12 protein-coding genes and 1 pseudogene are annotated in these 17,992 nt (G+C 66.9%); 7 read left to right on the forward strand and 6 right to left on the reverse strand.

The annotated features are described in order from the left end of the window. From RMP06_RS04610 to RMP06_RS04620, 3 genes and pseudogenes are all read left to right on the forward strand, one after another. Positions 1 to 367, forward strand: a pseudogene (locus RMP06_RS04610) (succinate--CoA ligase subunit alpha); the annotation flags it as partial. A gap of 102 nt (positions 368 to 469) precedes the next feature. Beyond that, on the forward strand, positions 470 to 2,041 hold the full coding sequence (locus RMP06_RS04615) for a methyl-accepting chemotaxis protein (RefSeq protein ID WP_310460608.1): 1,572 nt from the start codon (positions 470 to 472) through the stop codon (positions 2,039 to 2,041). A gap of 66 nt (positions 2,042 to 2,107) precedes the next feature. Beyond that, positions 2,108 to 3,325 (forward strand): cytochrome-c peroxidase, encoded by a 1,218-nt coding sequence (locus tag RMP06_RS04620; RefSeq protein ID WP_310460609.1) that lies wholly within the window; start codon positions 2,108 to 2,110, stop codon positions 3,323 to 3,325. On the opposite strand, the gene RMP06_RS04625 is transcribed toward RMP06_RS04620, so the two are convergent. From RMP06_RS04625 to RMP06_RS04635, 3 genes are all read right to left on the reverse strand, one after another. Continuing rightward, positions 3,313 to 3,972, reverse strand: a complete 660-nt coding sequence (locus tag RMP06_RS04625) for a YbhB/YbcL family Raf kinase inhibitor-like protein (protein ID WP_310460610.1) — start codon at positions 3,970 to 3,972, stop codon at positions 3,313 to 3,315. The two genes, RMP06_RS04620 and RMP06_RS04625, sit on opposite strands and share 13 nt — an antisense overlap. 75 nt (positions 3,973 to 4,047) lie before the next feature. Beyond that, a complete protein-coding gene (locus RMP06_RS04630) occupies positions 4,048 to 5,430 on the reverse strand; it encodes a DUF1501 domain-containing protein (RefSeq protein WP_310460611.1) in 1,383 nt (460 codons plus the stop codon). Continuing rightward, entirely contained in the window at positions 5,430 to 7,214 is a 1,785-nt protein-coding gene (locus RMP06_RS04635) for a DUF1800 domain-containing protein (protein WP_310460612.1), read from the reverse strand. Before RMP06_RS04635 ends, RMP06_RS04630 begins: the two co-directional genes overlap by 1 nt. 160 nt (positions 7,215 to 7,374) lie before the next feature. Between RMP06_RS04635 and RMP06_RS04640 the strand changes: the two genes are divergently transcribed. Together RMP06_RS04640 and RMP06_RS04645 are read left to right on the forward strand one after the other, a co-directional pair. After that, complete coding sequence (locus RMP06_RS04640) at positions 7,375 to 7,956, forward strand: TMEM175 family protein (RefSeq protein ID WP_310460613.1); 582 nt, start codon at positions 7,375 to 7,377, stop codon at positions 7,954 to 7,956. A 4-nt stretch (positions 7,957 to 7,960) separates the two neighbouring features. Continuing rightward, entirely contained in the window at positions 7,961 to 8,380 is a 420-nt protein-coding gene (locus tag RMP06_RS04645) for a VOC family protein (RefSeq protein ID WP_310460614.1), read from the forward strand. Between the two features lie 105 nt (positions 8,381 to 8,485). Here RMP06_RS04645 and lpdA read toward each other — a convergent pair whose 3' ends face one another. From lpdA to aceE, 3 genes are read right to left on the reverse strand one after another with little or no spacing between them, the layout of a single operon-like run. Next, positions 8,486 to 10,309 (reverse strand): dihydrolipoyl dehydrogenase, encoded by a 1,824-nt coding sequence (gene lpdA / locus RMP06_RS04650; RefSeq protein WP_310460615.1) that lies wholly within the window; start codon positions 10,307 to 10,309, stop codon positions 8,486 to 8,488. A 15-nt stretch (positions 10,310 to 10,324) separates the two neighbouring features. After that, positions 10,325 to 12,010 carry a dihydrolipoyllysine-residue acetyltransferase gene (gene aceF / locus RMP06_RS04655; RefSeq protein WP_310460616.1) on the reverse strand — a complete coding sequence of 562 codons (1,686 nt, stop codon included), beginning with the start codon at positions 12,008 to 12,010 and terminating at the stop codon, positions 10,325 to 10,327. Between the two features lie 26 nt (positions 12,011 to 12,036). Beyond that, positions 12,037 to 14,745: a pyruvate dehydrogenase (acetyl-transferring), homodimeric type gene (gene aceE / locus RMP06_RS04660; protein WP_310460617.1), complete on the reverse strand. Its 2,709-nt coding sequence runs from the start codon at positions 14,743 to 14,745 to the stop codon at positions 12,037 to 12,039. A gap of 209 nt (positions 14,746 to 14,954) precedes the next feature. On the opposite strand from aceE, the gene RMP06_RS04665 reads away from it, so the two are divergent. Then, complete coding sequence (locus tag RMP06_RS04665; protein WP_310460618.1) at positions 14,955 to 17,477, forward strand: PAS domain S-box protein; 2,523 nt, start codon at positions 14,955 to 14,957, stop codon at positions 17,475 to 17,477. A 6-nt stretch (positions 17,478 to 17,483) separates the two neighbouring features. Further along, positions 17,484 to 17,992: response regulator transcription factor (locus RMP06_RS04670; RefSeq protein WP_310460619.1), on the forward strand; the 509-nt coding region annotated here is incomplete at its 3' end.

Genomic DNA, 17,992 nt, shown 5'->3' on the forward strand with positions numbered 1-17,992 from the left:
CGGGCTGGGCCAAAGCTCGGCGGTGGGCATCGGCGGCGACCCGATCAACGGGCTCAAGCACATCGACATCATGCGGGCGTTCAACGACGACCCGGACACGGACGCCGTGATCATGATCGGCGAGATCGGCGGGCCGGACGAGGCCGAAGCCGCACTCTGGTGCAAGGCGAACATGACCAAGCCGATCGTGGGCTTCATCGCCGGAGTCACCGCGCCGGCCGGCAAGCGCATGGGCCACGCCGGGGCACTGATCTCGGGTGGTGCGGACACGGCGGACGCCAAGCTCGCCATCATGGAAGAGTGCGGCTTCACCGTCACCCGCAATCCCTCCGAGATGGCCCGCCTGCTCAAGGCCCTGCTCAAGTAAGCACGCCGGTCGAAGCACGTCGCTCGACACGAAAGGCCACCGCGAGGTGGCCTTTTTTCATCTGCTCTCAAGCCGGTCCCCAGGCTGTCGATAGGCCTGATCATGCCGCTCGTTCAACTGCTTCGGACCTTCACCATCCGCACCCGCATGAACGCGGCGATCGTGCTCGTCGTCCTGCTGTTCGTCTTCGTGGGCGCCGTGGGCATCCTGGGGGGACACAGGCTGCAGGCACTCAACACCGCATTCACGGCGACCACGCTGCGCGATGTGCGCCTGCTCGGCGAGGTGCGCACCGCCATGGGCACGCTGCTGCCGCACGAAAAGCAGGCCATCATCGACTACGAGGACGGTGTTTCCGTTCTCAAGGAACGCGAGACCTGGGCGGCATCCATCACCACGACCAGACAGTCACTGGTGGCCTTGCAGGCGCGCGCCAGTGCCGACATGTCCCGACTCTGCGGTCAGGCCATCGACCAGCTGGACCAGTACGCCCGGCTGACCAAGCCCGTGCTGGAACAGATCCAGGACGGTGGTTTCCAGACCGCTCGGGACGCCGACAAGGCGATGGCCGCCGCCAAGATCGCCATCGTGGCGATCGACAAGCATCTGGCCGACATCAGCCGGCTGGTGGATGTCGAGGCCGGCCGGGGACAGCAGACCTTCGACGTCGCCATGCGGCACATGCTGCTGCTGTATCTGGGCACGCTCGGTCTGATCATTGCGCTGCTCGCGCCGCTGACCTGGCTCAATGCCCGCTCCATCGTGCAGCCGATCGAGCAGGCGCAGGTGGTCGCCCAATCCATCACCCTCGGCGATCTGACACAGCCGGTGCCCGTGCAAGGCCGCGACGAGGCGTCGGCGCTGATGGGCTCGCTGCGCGACATGCAGCGCTCCCTGCGGACGCTGGTCGGTCAAGTCCGCGGCACGGCCAACGACATCGGATCCGCCAGCAGCGAGATCGCCATGGGCAACCAGCACCTGAGCGTGCGCACCGAGCAGACCGCCGGCAACCTGCAGCGGACCGCGTCCTCCATGGAGCAACTCACCGCCACCGTCACGCACTCGGCCGAATCGGCACGACACGCCAGCCAGCTAGTCGCCTCTGCGGGCGAAGTGGCAGCACGTGGCGGCAGCGTGGTGACCCGCGTCGTCACCACCATGGACGAGATCCAGGCCTCCTCCCGCAAGATCGCCGACATCATCGGCGTGATCGACGACATCGCCTTCCAGACCAACATCCTCGCGTTGAACGCGGCCGTCGAAGCGGCCCGCGCCGGCGAGCAGGGGCGCGGTTTTGCCGTCGTGGCCGGCGAGGTGCGCAACCTCGCTCAGCGCTCGGCCCACGCCGCACGGGAAATCAAGGGGCTGATCGCCATCAGCGTCGACAAGGTGCGCTCGGGTGCCCGCCTCGTCGGGGACGCGGGCCGCACCATGACCGAGATCGTGACCTCGGTTCAGCGTGTCACCGAAATCATCGGCGAGATCACCGTCGCCAGCGTGCAGCAAGCGGGGGGCATCGCGGAAGTGAACTCAGCCGTGCTGCAGCTGGACCAGATGACGCAGCAGAACGCGGCCATGGTCGAGCAGTCGGCTGCAGCCGCACAGGGGCTGCAGGAACAGTCGGAGCGGCTGACCCAGGTCGTTGGCGCATTCCGGATCGATTCGACCGTCTGAGCCCCCAGGCCTCAAGTTGGACGCCGCCCTGTCGATAGACGCGTCTTGCAACCACCCGAGGCCGCGATGAACACCCCTCTTTCCCGCTTGTTCCAGGTTCTGGCGACCGCATCGGTCTTGCACTCCCCCGTGGCACGCGGTGCCACCACGCCGCTCCCCCTGCAGACACCCACTCGGGTCACGGTCGGCGAGCAGGCGTTCAACGACAAATCGCTGTCGGCGGCCGGTAACCTGGCCTGCGCCAGTTGTCACACCACGGCCACGGCACACGCAGATCCGGCCGGCACCTTCCTGCCGCTGGGCGGTCCTGGCCTGAACCAGCAAGGCAGCCGCAGCAGCCCGAGCCTGGCCTATCTGGCAACCAACAAACCGTTCCGGCTCGACGTCGAAGGCCGACCGCATGGCGGTTTCTTCTGGGACGGGCGCAGCAACACGTTGCGCGATCAGGCAGGCGGTCCCTTGCTGAATCCAACGGAAATGGCCAACACCAGCATGGACGAGGTGGTCGCCCGACTGGCCAGGGCCCCCTATTTCGCCGACTTCACCCGGCTGTACAAGGTCGCGCCGAACGCGTCGAACACCGTTCTGTTCGACACGCTGCGTCTGGCACTGGCGACCTACGAGACCGGCGACACCGACTACCAGCGCTTCAACAGCAAGTTCGACCGCGTGCTGGACGGCAAGGCGCGGTTCAGCGTCGCCGAAGCACGCGGTCTGGGTGTCTTCAACGACGCAAGGAAGGGCAACTGCGCGAGTTGCCACACCAGCGCCGTCGGCGCGGACGGCAGCCGGCCGCTGTTCACCAACTTCACCTACCACGCGCTTGGCCTGCCTCGCAACAAGGCGATCCAGGCCAACCGCGATCCGAACTTCCACGACTTGGGCGTGTGCGGCCCGACGCGCACGGACCTGACCCACCGGGTCGACCTGTGCGGCAAGTTCAAGGTCCCCACGCTGCGCAACATCGCACTGACCGGACCTTATTTCCACAACGCGACCGCCAGCACGCTGGAGCAGGCAATCAGCTTCTACGCCACGCGCGACACCGACCCGGCACGTTGGTATCCGCTGGTCAACCAGCGCCCGGACAGGTTCAACGACATGCCGCTCGGCTTCCGCGGCAACGTCACGCAGACGCCGCCCTTCGGCACCCTGCCCGGCAACAAGCCACGCCTGACGCAGCAGGATACGGCCGATCTGGCCGCCTTCCTGCGCACGCTGACGGACGACGTGAATGCGCCGGCCGGCAGCCCCTTGGTGGCCAATCCGGTTCAGCGGCCGTAAGTCGCCGTGAACGAGGCCTTGCCGAGCATCTTGTCGCCCAGGCCCTTGTTCAGCACGAAGCCGTGCAGCGCCGCCGACCCGGTCTTGGGAATGCCGGCAGCGGCATGCAGATCCTCGACCCCCAACGCAAAGACGGTGAAAACGTAGCGGTGCGGCTTGTCACCGACCGGCGGACACGGGCCACCCCAATTGCCATTGCCGCCGGTGGCACCGGTGTCGAAGAAATCGCTGTGCCCACCATTGGCGCCCGCCGGCAGCTTGGCCGCAGCGTTCCCCGCGCCTTGCGCCAGCGAGGTCACGGACGCCGGGATGTTGTAGACCCCCCAGTGCCAGAAGCCGCTGCCGGTCGGTGCATCCGGATCGTAGACCTGGATGGCGTAGGATTTGGTGCCCTCTGGCGGGTTGATCCACACCAGGGCGGGCGAGACGTTCTCGCCCTTGCAGCCGAAGCCGTTGAGCACGAACTTGTTGTCGATGGTGCCGCCCTCGGCGATGTCACGGCTGGCGAGCACGAAGCTGCTGGCCGGCGTGGCCACGGCCGACAGCGACGGCATAGAGGGCATGGAGCCCGAGCAGCCAGCCAGCAGCGCGGTGGCGGCAGCGGCGAGCAGGACGGACGAGGAGTGGGTGCGTTGGCGTTGCATCATGCAGGTTCTCCGAAGGCTGTAATGGGTTGTGCCGCTCTGGGGCACTGCCATTCTGTCAGCCCTGCACGCGCAGGCTCACCCCATGAACCCGAGGTCCTTGACGGGAAATAGATCCAGTTCGGCTGGAAACACTTGCGTGCTCAGTGCCGATGCACTCACCCCGAACCAGCGCCCCAGCGTCGCGCCGAGCTGCTGGAAGCCCAGGCGGGGGATCCACACGCCGCGGCCCGAGGCGTCGTCCGGCCCACCCAGCGTGAAGTCCGGGAATTCACCATACAGCCCGCCCTTGACGGCACCGCCCAGCACCAGCGAAAGGCTGCCCCAGCCGTGGTCGGTGCCGGTGGCGTTCGGGCCGAGGGTGCGGCCGAACTCGGATGCCGTGAACAGCGTGACGCTGCGGTCCAGTCCGGCCGCGGTGATGGTGGTCTGGAAGGCATCCACCGCGGCGGACAACTGGGACAGCAAATCAGCGTGTTGCCAGGCTTGGCCGCCGTGGGTGTCGAAGCCGCCCAGGGACACGTAGTACACCTGCCGACCGGCGCCCAGCTTGGCGTGGGCGGCGATGAGCTGCGCCGTGGTCTTGAGCTGCGCGCCCAGACTGGTGCTCGGGAACGTGGCTGCGAGCGATCCCGTCGCCGCCGTTTTCAGCGTGTTCGCCAGCGCGATGCCATCGGCCAGCGACTTGTTCGCCGCGTTGGCCAGCCGGTGTCCGCTGTCGGCCGTCAGCACCTTCTGCAAGGCCTTGAGGCGCTCGTCGGCTTCGGTCTGCGGCCAGAAATTGAAGCCGTTCAGCGACAGCCCCCCGCTCTCGGGCACGAGGTTGGCAGACGTTGACACGCCCTGCACGAACTGCCCGCCGGTGCCGACCGCCACGGCGTCCAGCGCGCGTGCCACGCCCAGCGTATCCATCAGCCGTCCGCCCCAACCGGTGGCGCTGCCGGCACCCAGTCCGGCATTGGCCTGACCCTGCTGGTCCGGATGCGAGAACAGCTCGCCCGGCGCCTTGCCACCCGCGAGGTACTCGGCCTTGGTCAGCGGGCGCCGCAGGTTGCCGATGTTGAGCATCACGGCGACCTTGCCCTGGCCATACCAGCGGTCGAGGGGCGCCAGCGCCGCGTTGAAGGCAAACGGCTGGTCACCTGCCACCGACGCCGCCGCCGACGCCGCCAGCAACGGGCTGCGCCGAGCCGGCATCAGCCCGGCACCCGAGAGCGCCAGCCCCGCTGCGCCGCGCAGCTGGCCATATTGGCTGTAGCGCACCGTGTCGAGCGGCACCACCATGTTGGCGCCATCGTTGCCGCCAGCGAGGAACAGGCAGACGATCGCCTTGTAGTCGCTCACCGCCGCATGGGCAGCGCCTGTCAGGCCGAGCATGCCCATCGAGGCAAGCGTGGCCGCGCTGGCGGCCTGGGTGGACTGGCCGAGAAACCGGCGGCGGGACAGCGTCGAGTCGTTCATCATTTCTGCACCACGTAGTCGCCGGTGATGGCGGTCAGGTAAAGGGCGGTCAAGGCGCGCTGCTTCATGTCGGTGGACGTCTTGAACACCGCCTCACCGATGGTCTGCCGCGCACTGGCCGACAGGCGACCTTGCAGCAAGGTGCGCTCGACCAGCGCCATCAGCGTCTGCGGATCCTTCGCCGCCGTCACGAACGGCGTGATGTCGACCCGCACCGAACCGGACAGGCCGCCATCGAGCAGCGCCAGCACGAAGTTCGCGCGGCGCACCGCCTGGCTGCCGGCGTAGAGCTGAAACTCCGGCCCGACCAGCCCGGACCCGCCCGGCAGCGGCGCCATCGGCGAATAGAAGCTGAACACGCTGGGCGCCTGCGCCGGACGCTCGCCCATCAGGTAGTAGTCCCAGAACAGGTTGCGGCCGCTGATCACCTGACCACCGAGAGCGCGCGCCAGCGACAGCGTGTGCAGCAGCGGATCGCGCAAGTGACCCGCGTCGGTGCCAGGTGCGTTGCGGGCCTCGGCATCGAGCAGGATCGCCCGCAGCGTCGCCGCCAGATTGCCGTTGGTCTGCTTGAACACGGTCGCCACGCGCTGGACATAGGCGCGACTCGGGTTGCTGGTCACGAAGTGGCGGATCAGCCGCAGCGAGAGGAACGGCGCCACGTTCGGGTGCGTTGCCAGGTGGGTCATGACGGCATCGAAGTCCTGCGCGGCGGTCTGGCCGGCAGGCAGCGTGACGCCGTTCAGCAGCGTCTTGGCGCGTCGGTCGTGGTATTGCTCGCGGGCCACGAGCGGCGCGGACATGTCCTCGTAGCTGTTGGCGAAGCCCCAGCCACTCAGCGCGCGCGCGAACTCGCCGATGCGGGCCTGGTCGTAGGTCGGGATGGTCCTGCCATTGGCATCCAGGCGCGGCGAGCCGTCCAGGTTCAGCTCGACCAGCCCGATGGTGAAGAGCTGCATCACCTCGCGGGCGAAGTCCTCGTTCGGTGACGGGGCACGGCTGTGGCCCAGCCCCAGGTACTTGCCCATCGCCGGGTTGAGCGTCATCTCGCGCAGCAGATCGGCGTAATTGCCGAAGGCATGTTTCGACAGGGTCTGCAGCCAGGGCGAGAGTTCCCGGCCGGCCGCGTTCTTGCTGGTCGACACCACCAGGATCTGCGACAGCGCGAAGACCATCCGCTGGCGCAACTGGTCTGGTGCCGCGCCCATCGCGATGAACCAGGCATCACGCACCGGCTCCGTGCTGTCGCCACCGTCCGCGATGGCGGTGGCGGGCATGGCGATCTGTCCATCGATCCAGTTCGCGGCACCGATCTGTCGCACGCGGGCGATGTCGGCGGCGGTCGGGCCGAAGGTGGCTTGCTCCAGCAGGCGCGCCGCGACCACTTCCGCGGCATCCACGACAGGCGCCTTGAAGACGGGCGGCGTGGATGCGGGCGTGGGCGTGGGTGTCACGGTCGGCGGGGTGGTCGTGCCCGTGCCGGCAGTGCATTCGTAGCTGTTGGGGGCCGCCCAAGCGCCGCCGACACACTTCAGGGTCGCCCAGCCCGTCATGCCCGGCAGCGTGTTGCGCACGGTGGCCGAAGCGCCAGACGGCGTCGCCACCGATGCACCGGCGCAGGTCTTGCCAGTCCAGGGAATCGTCCAGCTCAGCGACTTCGCCGGGCAGGACACCTGCGCCTGCGCCGCGGAAGTGAACAGCCACGCCAATGCCAGCATCCCGGCAGCGCGGAGGGTCCGGCGGACAGGGGCGAGGACAGGACGGTCTACTTGGTAGGATTTCATGGGGCCTTCTGCATGCGATCCGAATGAGAGCGCCAGACCTTGCCATGCAGGCCCGACTAGATGACATCGGCAGTTCGACCGCCACCTTGAGCGCGGGGGGCACGGGTGTGCATACTTGGCGGGCACCCGACCGGTGGTGCGCCCTGACAACCTCCCTGCCATGCACAAGAACCGCCTGGAAGCCTTCAGCGATGGCGTGATCGCCATCATCATCACCATCATGGTGCTGGAGTTCAAAGTGCCGCACGGCGAGCACCTGAGCGACCTGCTGCCGCTGTGGCCGGTGTTCCTGAGCTACGTGCTGAGCTTCATGAACGTCGGCATTTACTGGAACAACCACCACCACCTGATGCACGCGGTCCACAAGGTCAACGGCGCGGTGCTGTGGGCCAATCTGAACCTGCTGTTCTGGCTGTCGCTGATGCCGTTCACCACGGCGTGGATGGGCGAGAACCACTTCGCCACAACCCCCGTGGTGGTGTACTGCGTGGACCTGTGCCTGTGCGCCATGGCCTACACGGTGTTGCAGGCACAGATCATCCGGCTCGAAGGCGAGCAGTCCGTGCTCAAGGTCGCCGTGGGCCGCGACCGCAAGGGCAAGGTCTCGCTGGCAAGCTATGTGCTGGCGATTGCGCTGGCGATGGCGGGATGGCCGGGGCTGGCCGGGATCCTGGTGGGAGTGGTGGCATGCATCTGGTTTCTGCCTGACCGGCGCATCGAACGCACGCTGGCCGGAGAATGAGGCCATGCACTACCTCCACACCATGGTCCGCATCACCGATGTCGATGCCTCGCTCCACTTCTACAGCGACGCCCTCGGGCTGGAAGTGGTCTCACGCCGCGAGGTGCCGCAGGGGCGCTTCACGCTGATTTTCCTGGCTGCGCCGGGCAACGAGACAGCACAGGTCGAACTCACCCACAACTGGGATCCCGAGGACTACAGCGGCGGGCGCAACTTCGGGCACCTCGCCTATGCGGTGGACGACATTTACGCCACCTGCCAGCGGCTGATGGACCACGGCGTCACGATCAACCGGCCGCCGCGGGATGGGCGGATGGCGTTCGTGCGCTCGCCGGACGGGATCTCGGTCGAGCTGCTGCAGCACGGGGAGGCGCTGGCGGTCGCGGAGCCCTGGGCGTCGATGCCGAATGTGGGGGGGTGGTGAGGTCTTGAGATGAACAAAGCCCGACCGGCTCACACCGATCGGGCTTTTCTTCGCAGTCGTTGACGCGCTGCGTGGGTACCCGCTTTCGCGGGTATGACGGGAAGGTTACTTCTTGCCCGGCGGCAGATCCGTGCAGCTACCGTGCGCGACCTCAGCCGCCATCCCGATCGACTCGCCCAGCGTCGGATGCGGGTGAATCGTCTTCCCGATGTCCACCACATCCGCCCCCATCTCGATCGCCAGCGCGATCTCGCCGATCATGTCGCCCGCATGCGTGCCGACGATGCCGCCGCCGAGGATTTTGCCGTGGCCGTGCGCCTCGGGGGAATCGTCGAACAGCAGCTTCGTGAAGCCTTCGTCGCGGCCGTTGGCAATCGCCCGGCCCGACGCCGTCCACGGGAACAGGCCCTTCTTGACCTTGATCCCCTGCGCCTTCGCCTGGTCTTCGGTCAGCCCGACCCATGCCACTTCCGGATCGGTGTAGGCCACGCTCGGGATCACGCGGGCGTTGAACGCGCTTGACGCCAGTTCCTTGTTGCCCTGCAGCGTGCCAGCGATGACTTCCGCCGCGACGTGCGCCTCATGCACCGCCTTGTGCGCCAGCATCGGCTGCCCGACGATGTCGCCGATGGCGAAGATGTGCGGCACGTTGGTGCGCATCTGGATATCGACGTTGATGAAACCCCGATCCGTCACCGCCACGCCCGCCTTGTCGGCCGCGAGCTTCTTGCCATTGGGCGTGCGCCCCACGGCTTGCAGCACCAGGTCGTAGACGCCTTCGCTCTTCGTGCCATCCAGCCCCTCGAACTGCACCTTGATGCCTTCGGGCGTGGCCTCGGCGCCGACCGTCTTCGTCTTCAACATGATCTTGTCGAAGCGCTTGGCGTTCATCTTCTGCCAGACCTTGACCAGATCGCGGTCAGCGCCCTGCATCAAGCCGTCGAGCATTTCCACCACGTCCAGGCGGGCGCCCAGCGTGCTGTAGACGGTGCCCATTTCCAGGCCGATGATGCCGCCGCCGACGATGAGCATCTTCTTCGGCACGGCCTGGAGCGCGAGCGCCCCGGTCGAATCGACGATGCGCTCGTCCTGCGGGAAGAATGGCAGGCGCACGGCTTGCGAACCCGCCGCGATGATGGCGTGCTTGAACTTGACGACCTTGGCGCCGCCCGCCCGCTCCGTGCCCGCGCCCGTGGTCTCTTCGACCTGGACGTGGTACGGATCGAGGAACTGGCCGACGCCGCGCACGGTGGTGACCTTGCGCATCTTGGCCATCGCGGCAAGGCCGCCGGTCAGCTTGCCGATGACCTTGTCCTTGTGGCCGCGCAGCTTGTCGATGTTCAGGCTCGGCGCGCCGAACTCGACCCCCAGGTCACCCAGGTGGCTGACCTCGTCCATCACCGCCGCGACGTGCAGCAGCGCCTTCGACGGGATGCAACCCACGTTCAGGCAGACGCCGCCCAGCGTTGCGTAACGCTCGACGATGACGACCTTCAGGCCCAGGTCCGCTGCGCGGAACGCCGCCGAGTAGCCGCCGGGACCAGCGCCGAGCACGAGCAGGTCGCACTCGACATCGGCCGCACCGCTGTAGCTGCCCGCCGGACCGGCCGCTACGGCGACCGGGGCTGGCGCAGCAACCGGAGCCGCTGCGGCCGGTGCCGGAGCCGGCACGGGTGCAGCCGCCGCCGCGTCCGCACTGTCCAGCACCAGAATCACGCTGCCCTGGTTCATCTTGTCGCCGATGGCAACCTTCAGCTCCTTGACCACGCCCGCGTGGCTCGACGGAATCTCCATCGACGCCTTGTCGGATTCGACCGTGAGCAAGCTCTGCTCGGCCTTCACCGTGTCGCCGACAGCCACCAGCAGCTCGATGATCGCCACGTCCTTGAAGTCGCCGATGTCCGGGACTTGTACTTCGATCAATGCCATGTCAGTGACTCCCGATCACAGCACGATGCGGCGGAAATCCGCCAGCAGCGATGCGAAGTAGACGTTGAAGCGGGCGGCGGACGCGCCGTCGATGACGCGGTGGTCCCACGACAGCGACAGCGGCAGCATCAGGCGCGGCTGGAAGGCCTTGCCGTCCCACTTCGGCTCGATGGCGCTCTTGCACACGCCCATGATCGCGACTTCCGGCGCGTTGATGATCGGCGTGAAGTACCGACCGCCAATGCCGCCCAGCGACGAGATCGTGAAGCAGGCGCCGCTCATGTCGGCCGGACCCAGCTTGCCGTCACGCGCCTTCTTGGCCAGATCGCCCATTTCCTGGCTGATCTGGACGATGCCCTTCTTGTCGCAGTCCTTGATGACCGGGACCACGAGGCCGTTGGGCGTGTCCGCCGCGAAGCCGATGTGGAAGTAGTTCTTCAGCACCAGCTGATCGCCGTCGAGCGAGGAGTTGAACTCGGGGAACTTCTTCAGCGCAGCGACCGCCGCCTTGATCATGAAGGCCAGCATCGTGACCTTGACGCCGGACTTCTCGTTTTCCTTGTTGGTGGCAACACGGAAGGCTTCGAGGTCGGTGATGTCCGCGTCGTCATGGTTGGTGACGTGCGGGATGACGACCCAGTTGCGGTGCAGGTTGGCGCCCGAGATCTTCTTGATGCGCGACAGATCCTTGCGCTCGACCGGGCCGAACTTGGCGAAGTCCACCTTCGGCCAAGCCAGCAGGCCGGGGAAGGCGCCGCCAGCGGCCGCCGCTGCGGGAGCCGGTGCGGGCGCTGCGGCCTTCTGGGCAGCGGTCTGCACGGCACCCGCCATCACGCCCTTCACGAAGCCCTGGATGTCGGCCTCGGTGATGCGGCCCTTGGGACCGGAGCCCTTGACCTCGGCCAGCGGCACGCCCAGTTCGCGGGCGAACTTGCGCATCGACGGCGAGGCGTGCGGGAGGTTGAGCGCCGGGGCGGTCGGGTCATGTGCAGGCACGGCCGCAGCAGCCGGAGCTGCCACAGGGGCCGCCGCCGCGACCGGTGCCGGAGCAGCCACCACCGCAGGCGCCGCAGCCGCTGCGGGTGCAGCGGCAGCCGGAGCCGCGACAGCCCCCGCCACGCCTTCCAGCACCACGACCAGCGAACCCTTCTTCACCTTGTCACCGAGCGCGACCTTCAGCTCCTTCACGACGCCAGCGTGCGACGACGGAATCTCCATCGACGCCTTGTCCGACTCGACCGTGATCAGGCTCTGCTCGGCCGACACCTTGTCGCCGACCTTGACCAGCAGCTCGATGACGGCCACTTCGTCGAAGTCGCCGATGTCCGGCACGAACACCTCGACCGGGCCGGCCGCAGCCGCCACGGCCGGAGCGGGTGCCGGCGCAGCGACCGGGGCGGCCACAGGTGCCGCAGCAGCAGGCGCCGCCACCGGCGCGGGGGCCGGCGCAGCAGCAGCCGCCCCGACCACCTCCAGCATCACCACGACCGTGCCCTCGTTGATCTTGTCCCCGAGCGCAACCTTTAGCTCTTTCACCAAGCCTGCATGCGATGACGGAATCTCCATCGACGCCTTGTCCGACTCGACCGTCAGCAGGCTCTGCTCCGCCTTGATGGTGTCACCCACCTTGACGAGCACCTCGATGATCGCCACGTCCTTGAAGTCACCGATGTCCGGGACTTTCACTTCGATCAATGCCATGTTGTGTCTCCGTGTGCTGCTGGGGGTCAGGCGTACAGCGGGTTGATCTTGTCGGCCTTGATGCCGTACTTGGCGATCGCGTCCGCCACCTTCGACACCGGCACCGCGCCTTCGTCAGCGAGCGCACGCAGCGCAGCGACGACGATGTAGTGGCGGTTGATCTCGAAGTGCTCGCGCAGCTTGCTGCGGAAGTCGCTGCGGCCGAAACCGTCCGTGCCCAGCACCTTGTAGGCGCGGCCTTGCGGGATGAAGGCGCGGATCTGCTCGGCGTAGGCCTTCATGTAGTCGGTCGAGGCGATGACCGGGCCGGCGTGCGGCTGCAGTTGCTGCGTGACGAACGGGACTTGCGCCGGCTCCATCGGGTGCAGCAGGTTGTAGCGCTCAGCGGCCTGGCCATCGCGGCCCAGCTCGTTGAAGCTCGGGCAGCTCCACACGTTGGCCGCGACGCCCCACTCTGCTTCCAGCAGCTTCTTCGCGGCGATCGACTCGCGCAGGATCGTGCCGGAGCCGAGCAGGTTGACACGCGGCGTCACTGCCGCGGCACCCTCTTCGAGCAGGTACATGCCCTTGATGATCTGCGCCTCGGTGCCCGCCGTCAGGCCGGGCATCGGGTAGTTCTCGTTCAGCAGCGTCAGGTAGTAGAAGACGTTTTCCTGCTTTTCGACCATGCGCTTCAGGCCGTCCTGCATGATCACCGCGACCTCGTGGGCGAAGGTCGGGTCGTAGCTGATGCAGTTCGGGATCGTGCCGGCGAGGATGTGGCTGTGGCCGTCCTCGTGCTGCAGACCTTCGCCGTTCAGCGTGGTCCGGCCGGAGGTGCCGCCCAGCAGGAAGCCGCGCGCCTGCATGTCACCCGCCGCCCAGGCCAGGTCGCCGATGCGCTGGAAACCGAACATCGAGTAGTAGACGTAGAACGGAATCATGATCCGGTTCGACGTGCTGTAACTCGTGGCCGCCGCGATCCAGCTCGACATGCCGCCGGCTTCGTTGATGCCTTCCTGCAGGATCTGGCCGGCCTTGTCCTCGCGGTAGTACATCACCTGGTCCTTGTCGACCGGGGTGTAGTTCTGACCAGCGGGGTTGTAGATGCCGATCTGGCGGAACAGCCCTTCCATGCCGAAGGTGCGCGCCTCGTCCACGAGCACGGGCACGACCCGCGGGCCGAGCGCCTTGTCGCGCAGCAGCTGCGTCAGGAAGCGCACATACGCCTGGGTCGTCGAGATCTCGCGGCCTTCGGCGGTCGGCTCGATCACGGCCTTGAAGGTGTCGAGCGAGGGCACGGTGAAGTGTTCGTCGGCCTTGGTGCGGCGGTGCGGCAGGTAGCCGCCCAGCGCCTTGCGGCGGGCGTGCAGGTACTGCATTTCCGGGGTGTCATCGGCGGGCTTGTAGAACGGGATGTTCGCCAGCTCGCTGTCCGGCACCGGGATGTTGAAGCGGTCGCGGAAGGCCTTGATGTCCTCGTCGATCAGCTTCTTGGTCTGGTGGACGGTGTTCTTGCCTTCACCGACCTTGCCCATGCCGTAGCCCTTGACGGTCTTGATCAGCAGCACCGTCGGCTGGCCCTTGTGGTTCACGGCCTGGTGGTAGGCCGCGTAGACCTTCTGCGGGTCGTGGCCGCCGCGCTTCAGGTTCCAGATGTCGTCGTCGGACATCTTGGCGACCATCTCCAGCGTGCGCGGATCGCGGCCGAAGAAGTGCTTGCGGACGTAGGCGCCGTCGTTGGCCTTGAATGCCTGGTAGTCGCCGTCCAGCGTGTCCATCATCAGCTTGCGCAGCGCGCCATCCTTGTCGCGGGCCAGCAGGGCATCCCACTCGCTGCCCCACAGCAGCTTGATGACGTTCCAGCCAGCGCCACGGAACTCGCCTTCCAGCTCCTGCACGATCTTGCCGTTGCCGCGCACCGGGCCGTCCAGGCGCTGCAGGTTGCAGTTGATGACGAAGACGAGGTTGTCGAGGTTCTCGCGGGCGGCCAGGCCGATCGCGCCGAGCGACTCGACCTCGTCCATTTCACCGTCGCCGCAGAACACCCAGACCTTGCGGTTTTCGGTGTTGGCAATGCCGCGGGCGTGCAGGTACTTCAGGAAACGCGCCTGGTAGATCGCCATCAGCGGGCCAAGGCCCATCGAGACGGTCGGGAACTGCCAGAACTCGGGCATCAGCTTCGGATGCGGGTAGCTGGAGAGGCCCTTGCCATCGACTTCCTGGCGGAAGTTGAGGAGCTGCTCTTCGGTCAGGCGGCCTTCGAGGTAGGCGCGGGCGTAGACGCCGGGCGAGACGTGGCCCTGGATATAGAGGCAGTCACCGCCGTGGTTCTCGGACTCGGCGTGCCAGAAGTGGTTGAAGCCGGCGCCGAACATGTGCGCCAGCGACGCGAAGGAGCCAATGTGGCCGCCGAGGTCGCCGCCGTCTTCCGGGTTGTGGCGGTTGGCCTTCACGACCATCGCCATCGCGTTCCAGCGCATGTAGGCACGCAGGCGCTCTTCGATCTCGATGTTGCCGGGGCAACGCTCTTCCTGGTCGGTCGAGATGGTGTTCACATAGCCGGTGTTGGCCGAGAACGGCATGTCGATGCTGCTTTGGCGCGCATGCTCCAGCAACTGCTCCAGCAGCTCGTGGGCGCGCTCGCCCCCTTCGGCCTGGATGACCGCGGACAGCGCGTCCAGCCACTCGCGGGTTTCCTGGGGATCGGAATCTGGGTTGGCTGCACCGGGCAGGCCTTGGGGAATTGCAGACATGGTGTCTCCTCGTACTGCAGCGTCAGGGAATAAATCGCTGATTCCCATCTGAATCAGCGGTCAGGCGCACCCCTCCATCGGGGTCTGGGGCGGAAGTCTCGCACATCGGGCAAGAGATTTCAAATGGCGCCGAATGATTTCGTAATATGAAATAGACAGGGGCGTTTCCGGCAATTCAGCCGCAGGCCTGCCGCAACGATAATTCCCGGATGCCTCTGTCCCTCCCCAACCAACCGCCCGCGCTGGGCGGCCGATCCCGACCGCTGCGGCGCCTGTGGTCCTGGTGGCGCCGCCAGTCACCGTCGCGTCAGGATCGCATGGCCACGTTGGCGCCCCTGCTGTCGGTGTTGCTCTTCCTGGCGGCCATCATCGCGGCGTTCTGGTACCTGCGCACGGAGGAAATCGATCGGGAGGTCGAATCCGTCAAGCGCGATGCGGAGCTGGTACAGCAGCAGATCCGCCTGCGCCTGATCGACAACCAGGAGCAGCTCGTCCGCATGGCGCGCGAAGTGGTGACGCACGCGATCGACCGGGAACAGTTGCTCGGCCAGGCGGAGTCGCTTGTGCGCGAGCGCCCGGAGATCGTCAGCCTGACGTGGCTGTCGCAGAACCGGCAGGTCGTGGCACGCCACGTATCGCCCGATCTGGTGGCGGCCATGCCGCGCCTGGGCACACCTGGCACCAGCGAACGCAGCGAGGATCCGCGCCAGCGCGCCACGCTGGCGGCGTTCACCGACGCCAGCGAGACACGCCTGCCGGTGTACTCGCGCCCATTCCGCCACGCGGAGCGCCTGATCGTGTTCCAGGTGCATGTGCCGCTGATCGACCACGGCAATTTCGCCGGCACGCTGGTGGCCGAATACTCGATCGACGCGCTGCTGCGCTATTTCGTGCCGGCGGAGGTGTCGCGGCGGCGGGTCATCTCGCTGCTGGACGCGGAGGAGGAGGTGATGGTCAGCACCGTCAGCAGCCAGCCCGGCCGGCCCAGCCCGGGATTGACCTACACCGTGCCATTCGCGCCGGTGGACCACGGCGTGACGCTGCGCGGCGAGGGTTACCGCACCTCGGTGGGTCTCGTCGGCAACACGCTGTTCTGGATGGTGCTGGCACTGTCGGCGCTGACGCTGTGGATGCTGTTCGGCACCTGGCGGCACATGCGCCGGCGGCTGCAGATCCAGGGTGCGCTGGTGCAGGAGACCAACTTCCGCCGCGCGATGGAGAACTCCATGCTCACCGGCATGCGTGCCATGGACAAGGACGGCCGCATCACCTATGTCAACCCCGCCTTCTGCGCCATGACCGGCTTCACCGAGGCCGAGCTGATTGGCCGGCTGCCACCGTTCCCGCACTGGCCGCCGGAGCGCATGGAGGAAAGTGCCCGCCTGCTGCAACAGGAGCTGGCCGGCCGCAGTCCCGCGGGCGGCATCGAGGTGCGCGTGCAGCGCAAGGACGGCACGCAGTTCGACGCCCGCATGTACGTCTCGCCGCTGATCGATTCGCGCGGCCACCAGACCGGCTGGATGACCTCGATGACCAACATCACCGAGGCCAAGCGCATCCGCGACCAGCTCACCGCCTCGCACGAGCGTTTCACCACCGTGCTGGAAGGACTGGACGCCGCCGTGTCCGTCCTGTCGGTGCAGACGGGCGAACTGCTGTTCGCCAACCGCACCTACCGGCTCTGGTTCGGCGGTGATGCGCACTGGCACACGCTGCTGGCCGGGCGCCCGCCCAAATCGGTGGACGAGCTGGGCGATGCCGTGGACGGCATGGGCGGGCTGCCCACGGCCGAGATGGATGACTCGGGTGCCGACGCGCGCGAGGTGTTCAGCGACGTGCAGCAGAAGTGGTTCGACGTGCGGGCGCGCTACCTGCAATGGACCGACGGCCGGCTGGCGCAGATGCTCATCGCCACCGACATCACCGCCCGGCGCCGCATGGAGGAGCAGACCGCCCACCAGATCGAGCGCGCCCAGGCGACCAGCCGGCTGGTGACGATGGGCGAGATGGCCTCTTCCGTCGCGCACGAGCTGAACCAGCCGCTCGCCGCCATCAACAACTACTGCAGCGGCATGCTGACCCGGCTGCGTGCCGGCACGCTGAAGGAGGAAGACCTGGTGTCCGCGCTGGAAAAAACCTCGAAGCAGGCCCAGCGCGCCGGCCAGATCATCCACCGCATCCGCCAGTTCGTGAAACGCAGCGAGCCGCAGCGCCAGCCCACCCGCGCCGCCGACATCGTGGACGACACGCTGGAGCTGGCGGGGCTGGAGCTGCGCCGGCGCAATGTGGCGATCCAGAGCTATGTGGCGCAGCGCCTGCCGGTGCTGCAGGTCGATCCGATCCTGATCGAGCAGGTGCTGCTGAACCTGCTGAAGAACGCCGCCGAGGCCATCGACAACGCCCAGATGCCGACCAAGCGGCGCACGATCGAGCTGCGCGTCGTGCCCCGGCACACCCCGGAAATGGGTGGCGTGATCGAGTTCAGCGTGACCGACGCTGGCCCCGGTCTGAAAGACGACGTCAACCGCCGGCTCTACGAAGCCTTCTTCTCGACCAAGACCGACGGCATGGGCATCGGACTGTCGCTGTGCCGCTCGATCATCGAGTCCCACCAGGGGCGGATCAAGGCGGAGAACCTCTACAATGCCGAGAGCATCATCGGATGTCGTTTCTCCTTCATGCTGCCCGTCGGCACTGCCGGCGACTCCTCCAAAACCTCAGAAATCCACTGAACCCGCATGAGCCTGATCCCCAAAAAAGGCACCGTCTACGTCGTCGATGACGACGAAGCAGTGCGCGATTCACTGCAGTGGTTGCTCGAAGGCAAGGACTACCGCGTCAAGTGCTTCGATTCTGCTGAAGCCTTCCTGTCGCGCTTCGATCCTCGCGAGGTGGCCTGTCTGGTCGCTGACATCCGCATGGACGGCATGAGCGGCCTGGAACTGCAGGACCGCCTGCTGGAACGCCGCAGCCCGCTGCCCATCGTCTTCATCACCGGCCACGGCGACGTGCCGATGGCCGTGACCACGATGAAGAAAGGCGCCGAAGATTTCATCGAGAAACCCTTCAAGGAAGAGGAACTGGTCGGCCTCGTCGAGCGCATGCTGGACCGCGCCCGCAGCGCCTTCTCCACGCACCAGGAACAGGCCAGCCGCGACGCCCTGCTCGCCCGCCTGACGACGCGCGAAGCGCAGGTGCTGGAGCGCATCGTCGCCGGCCGCCTGAACAAGCAGATCGCCGACGACCT

Source organism: Sphaerotilus sp. (genome assembly GCF_031429695.1).
Taxonomy (GTDB): domain Bacteria; phylum Pseudomonadota; class Gammaproteobacteria; order Burkholderiales; family Burkholderiaceae_C; genus Sphaerotilus.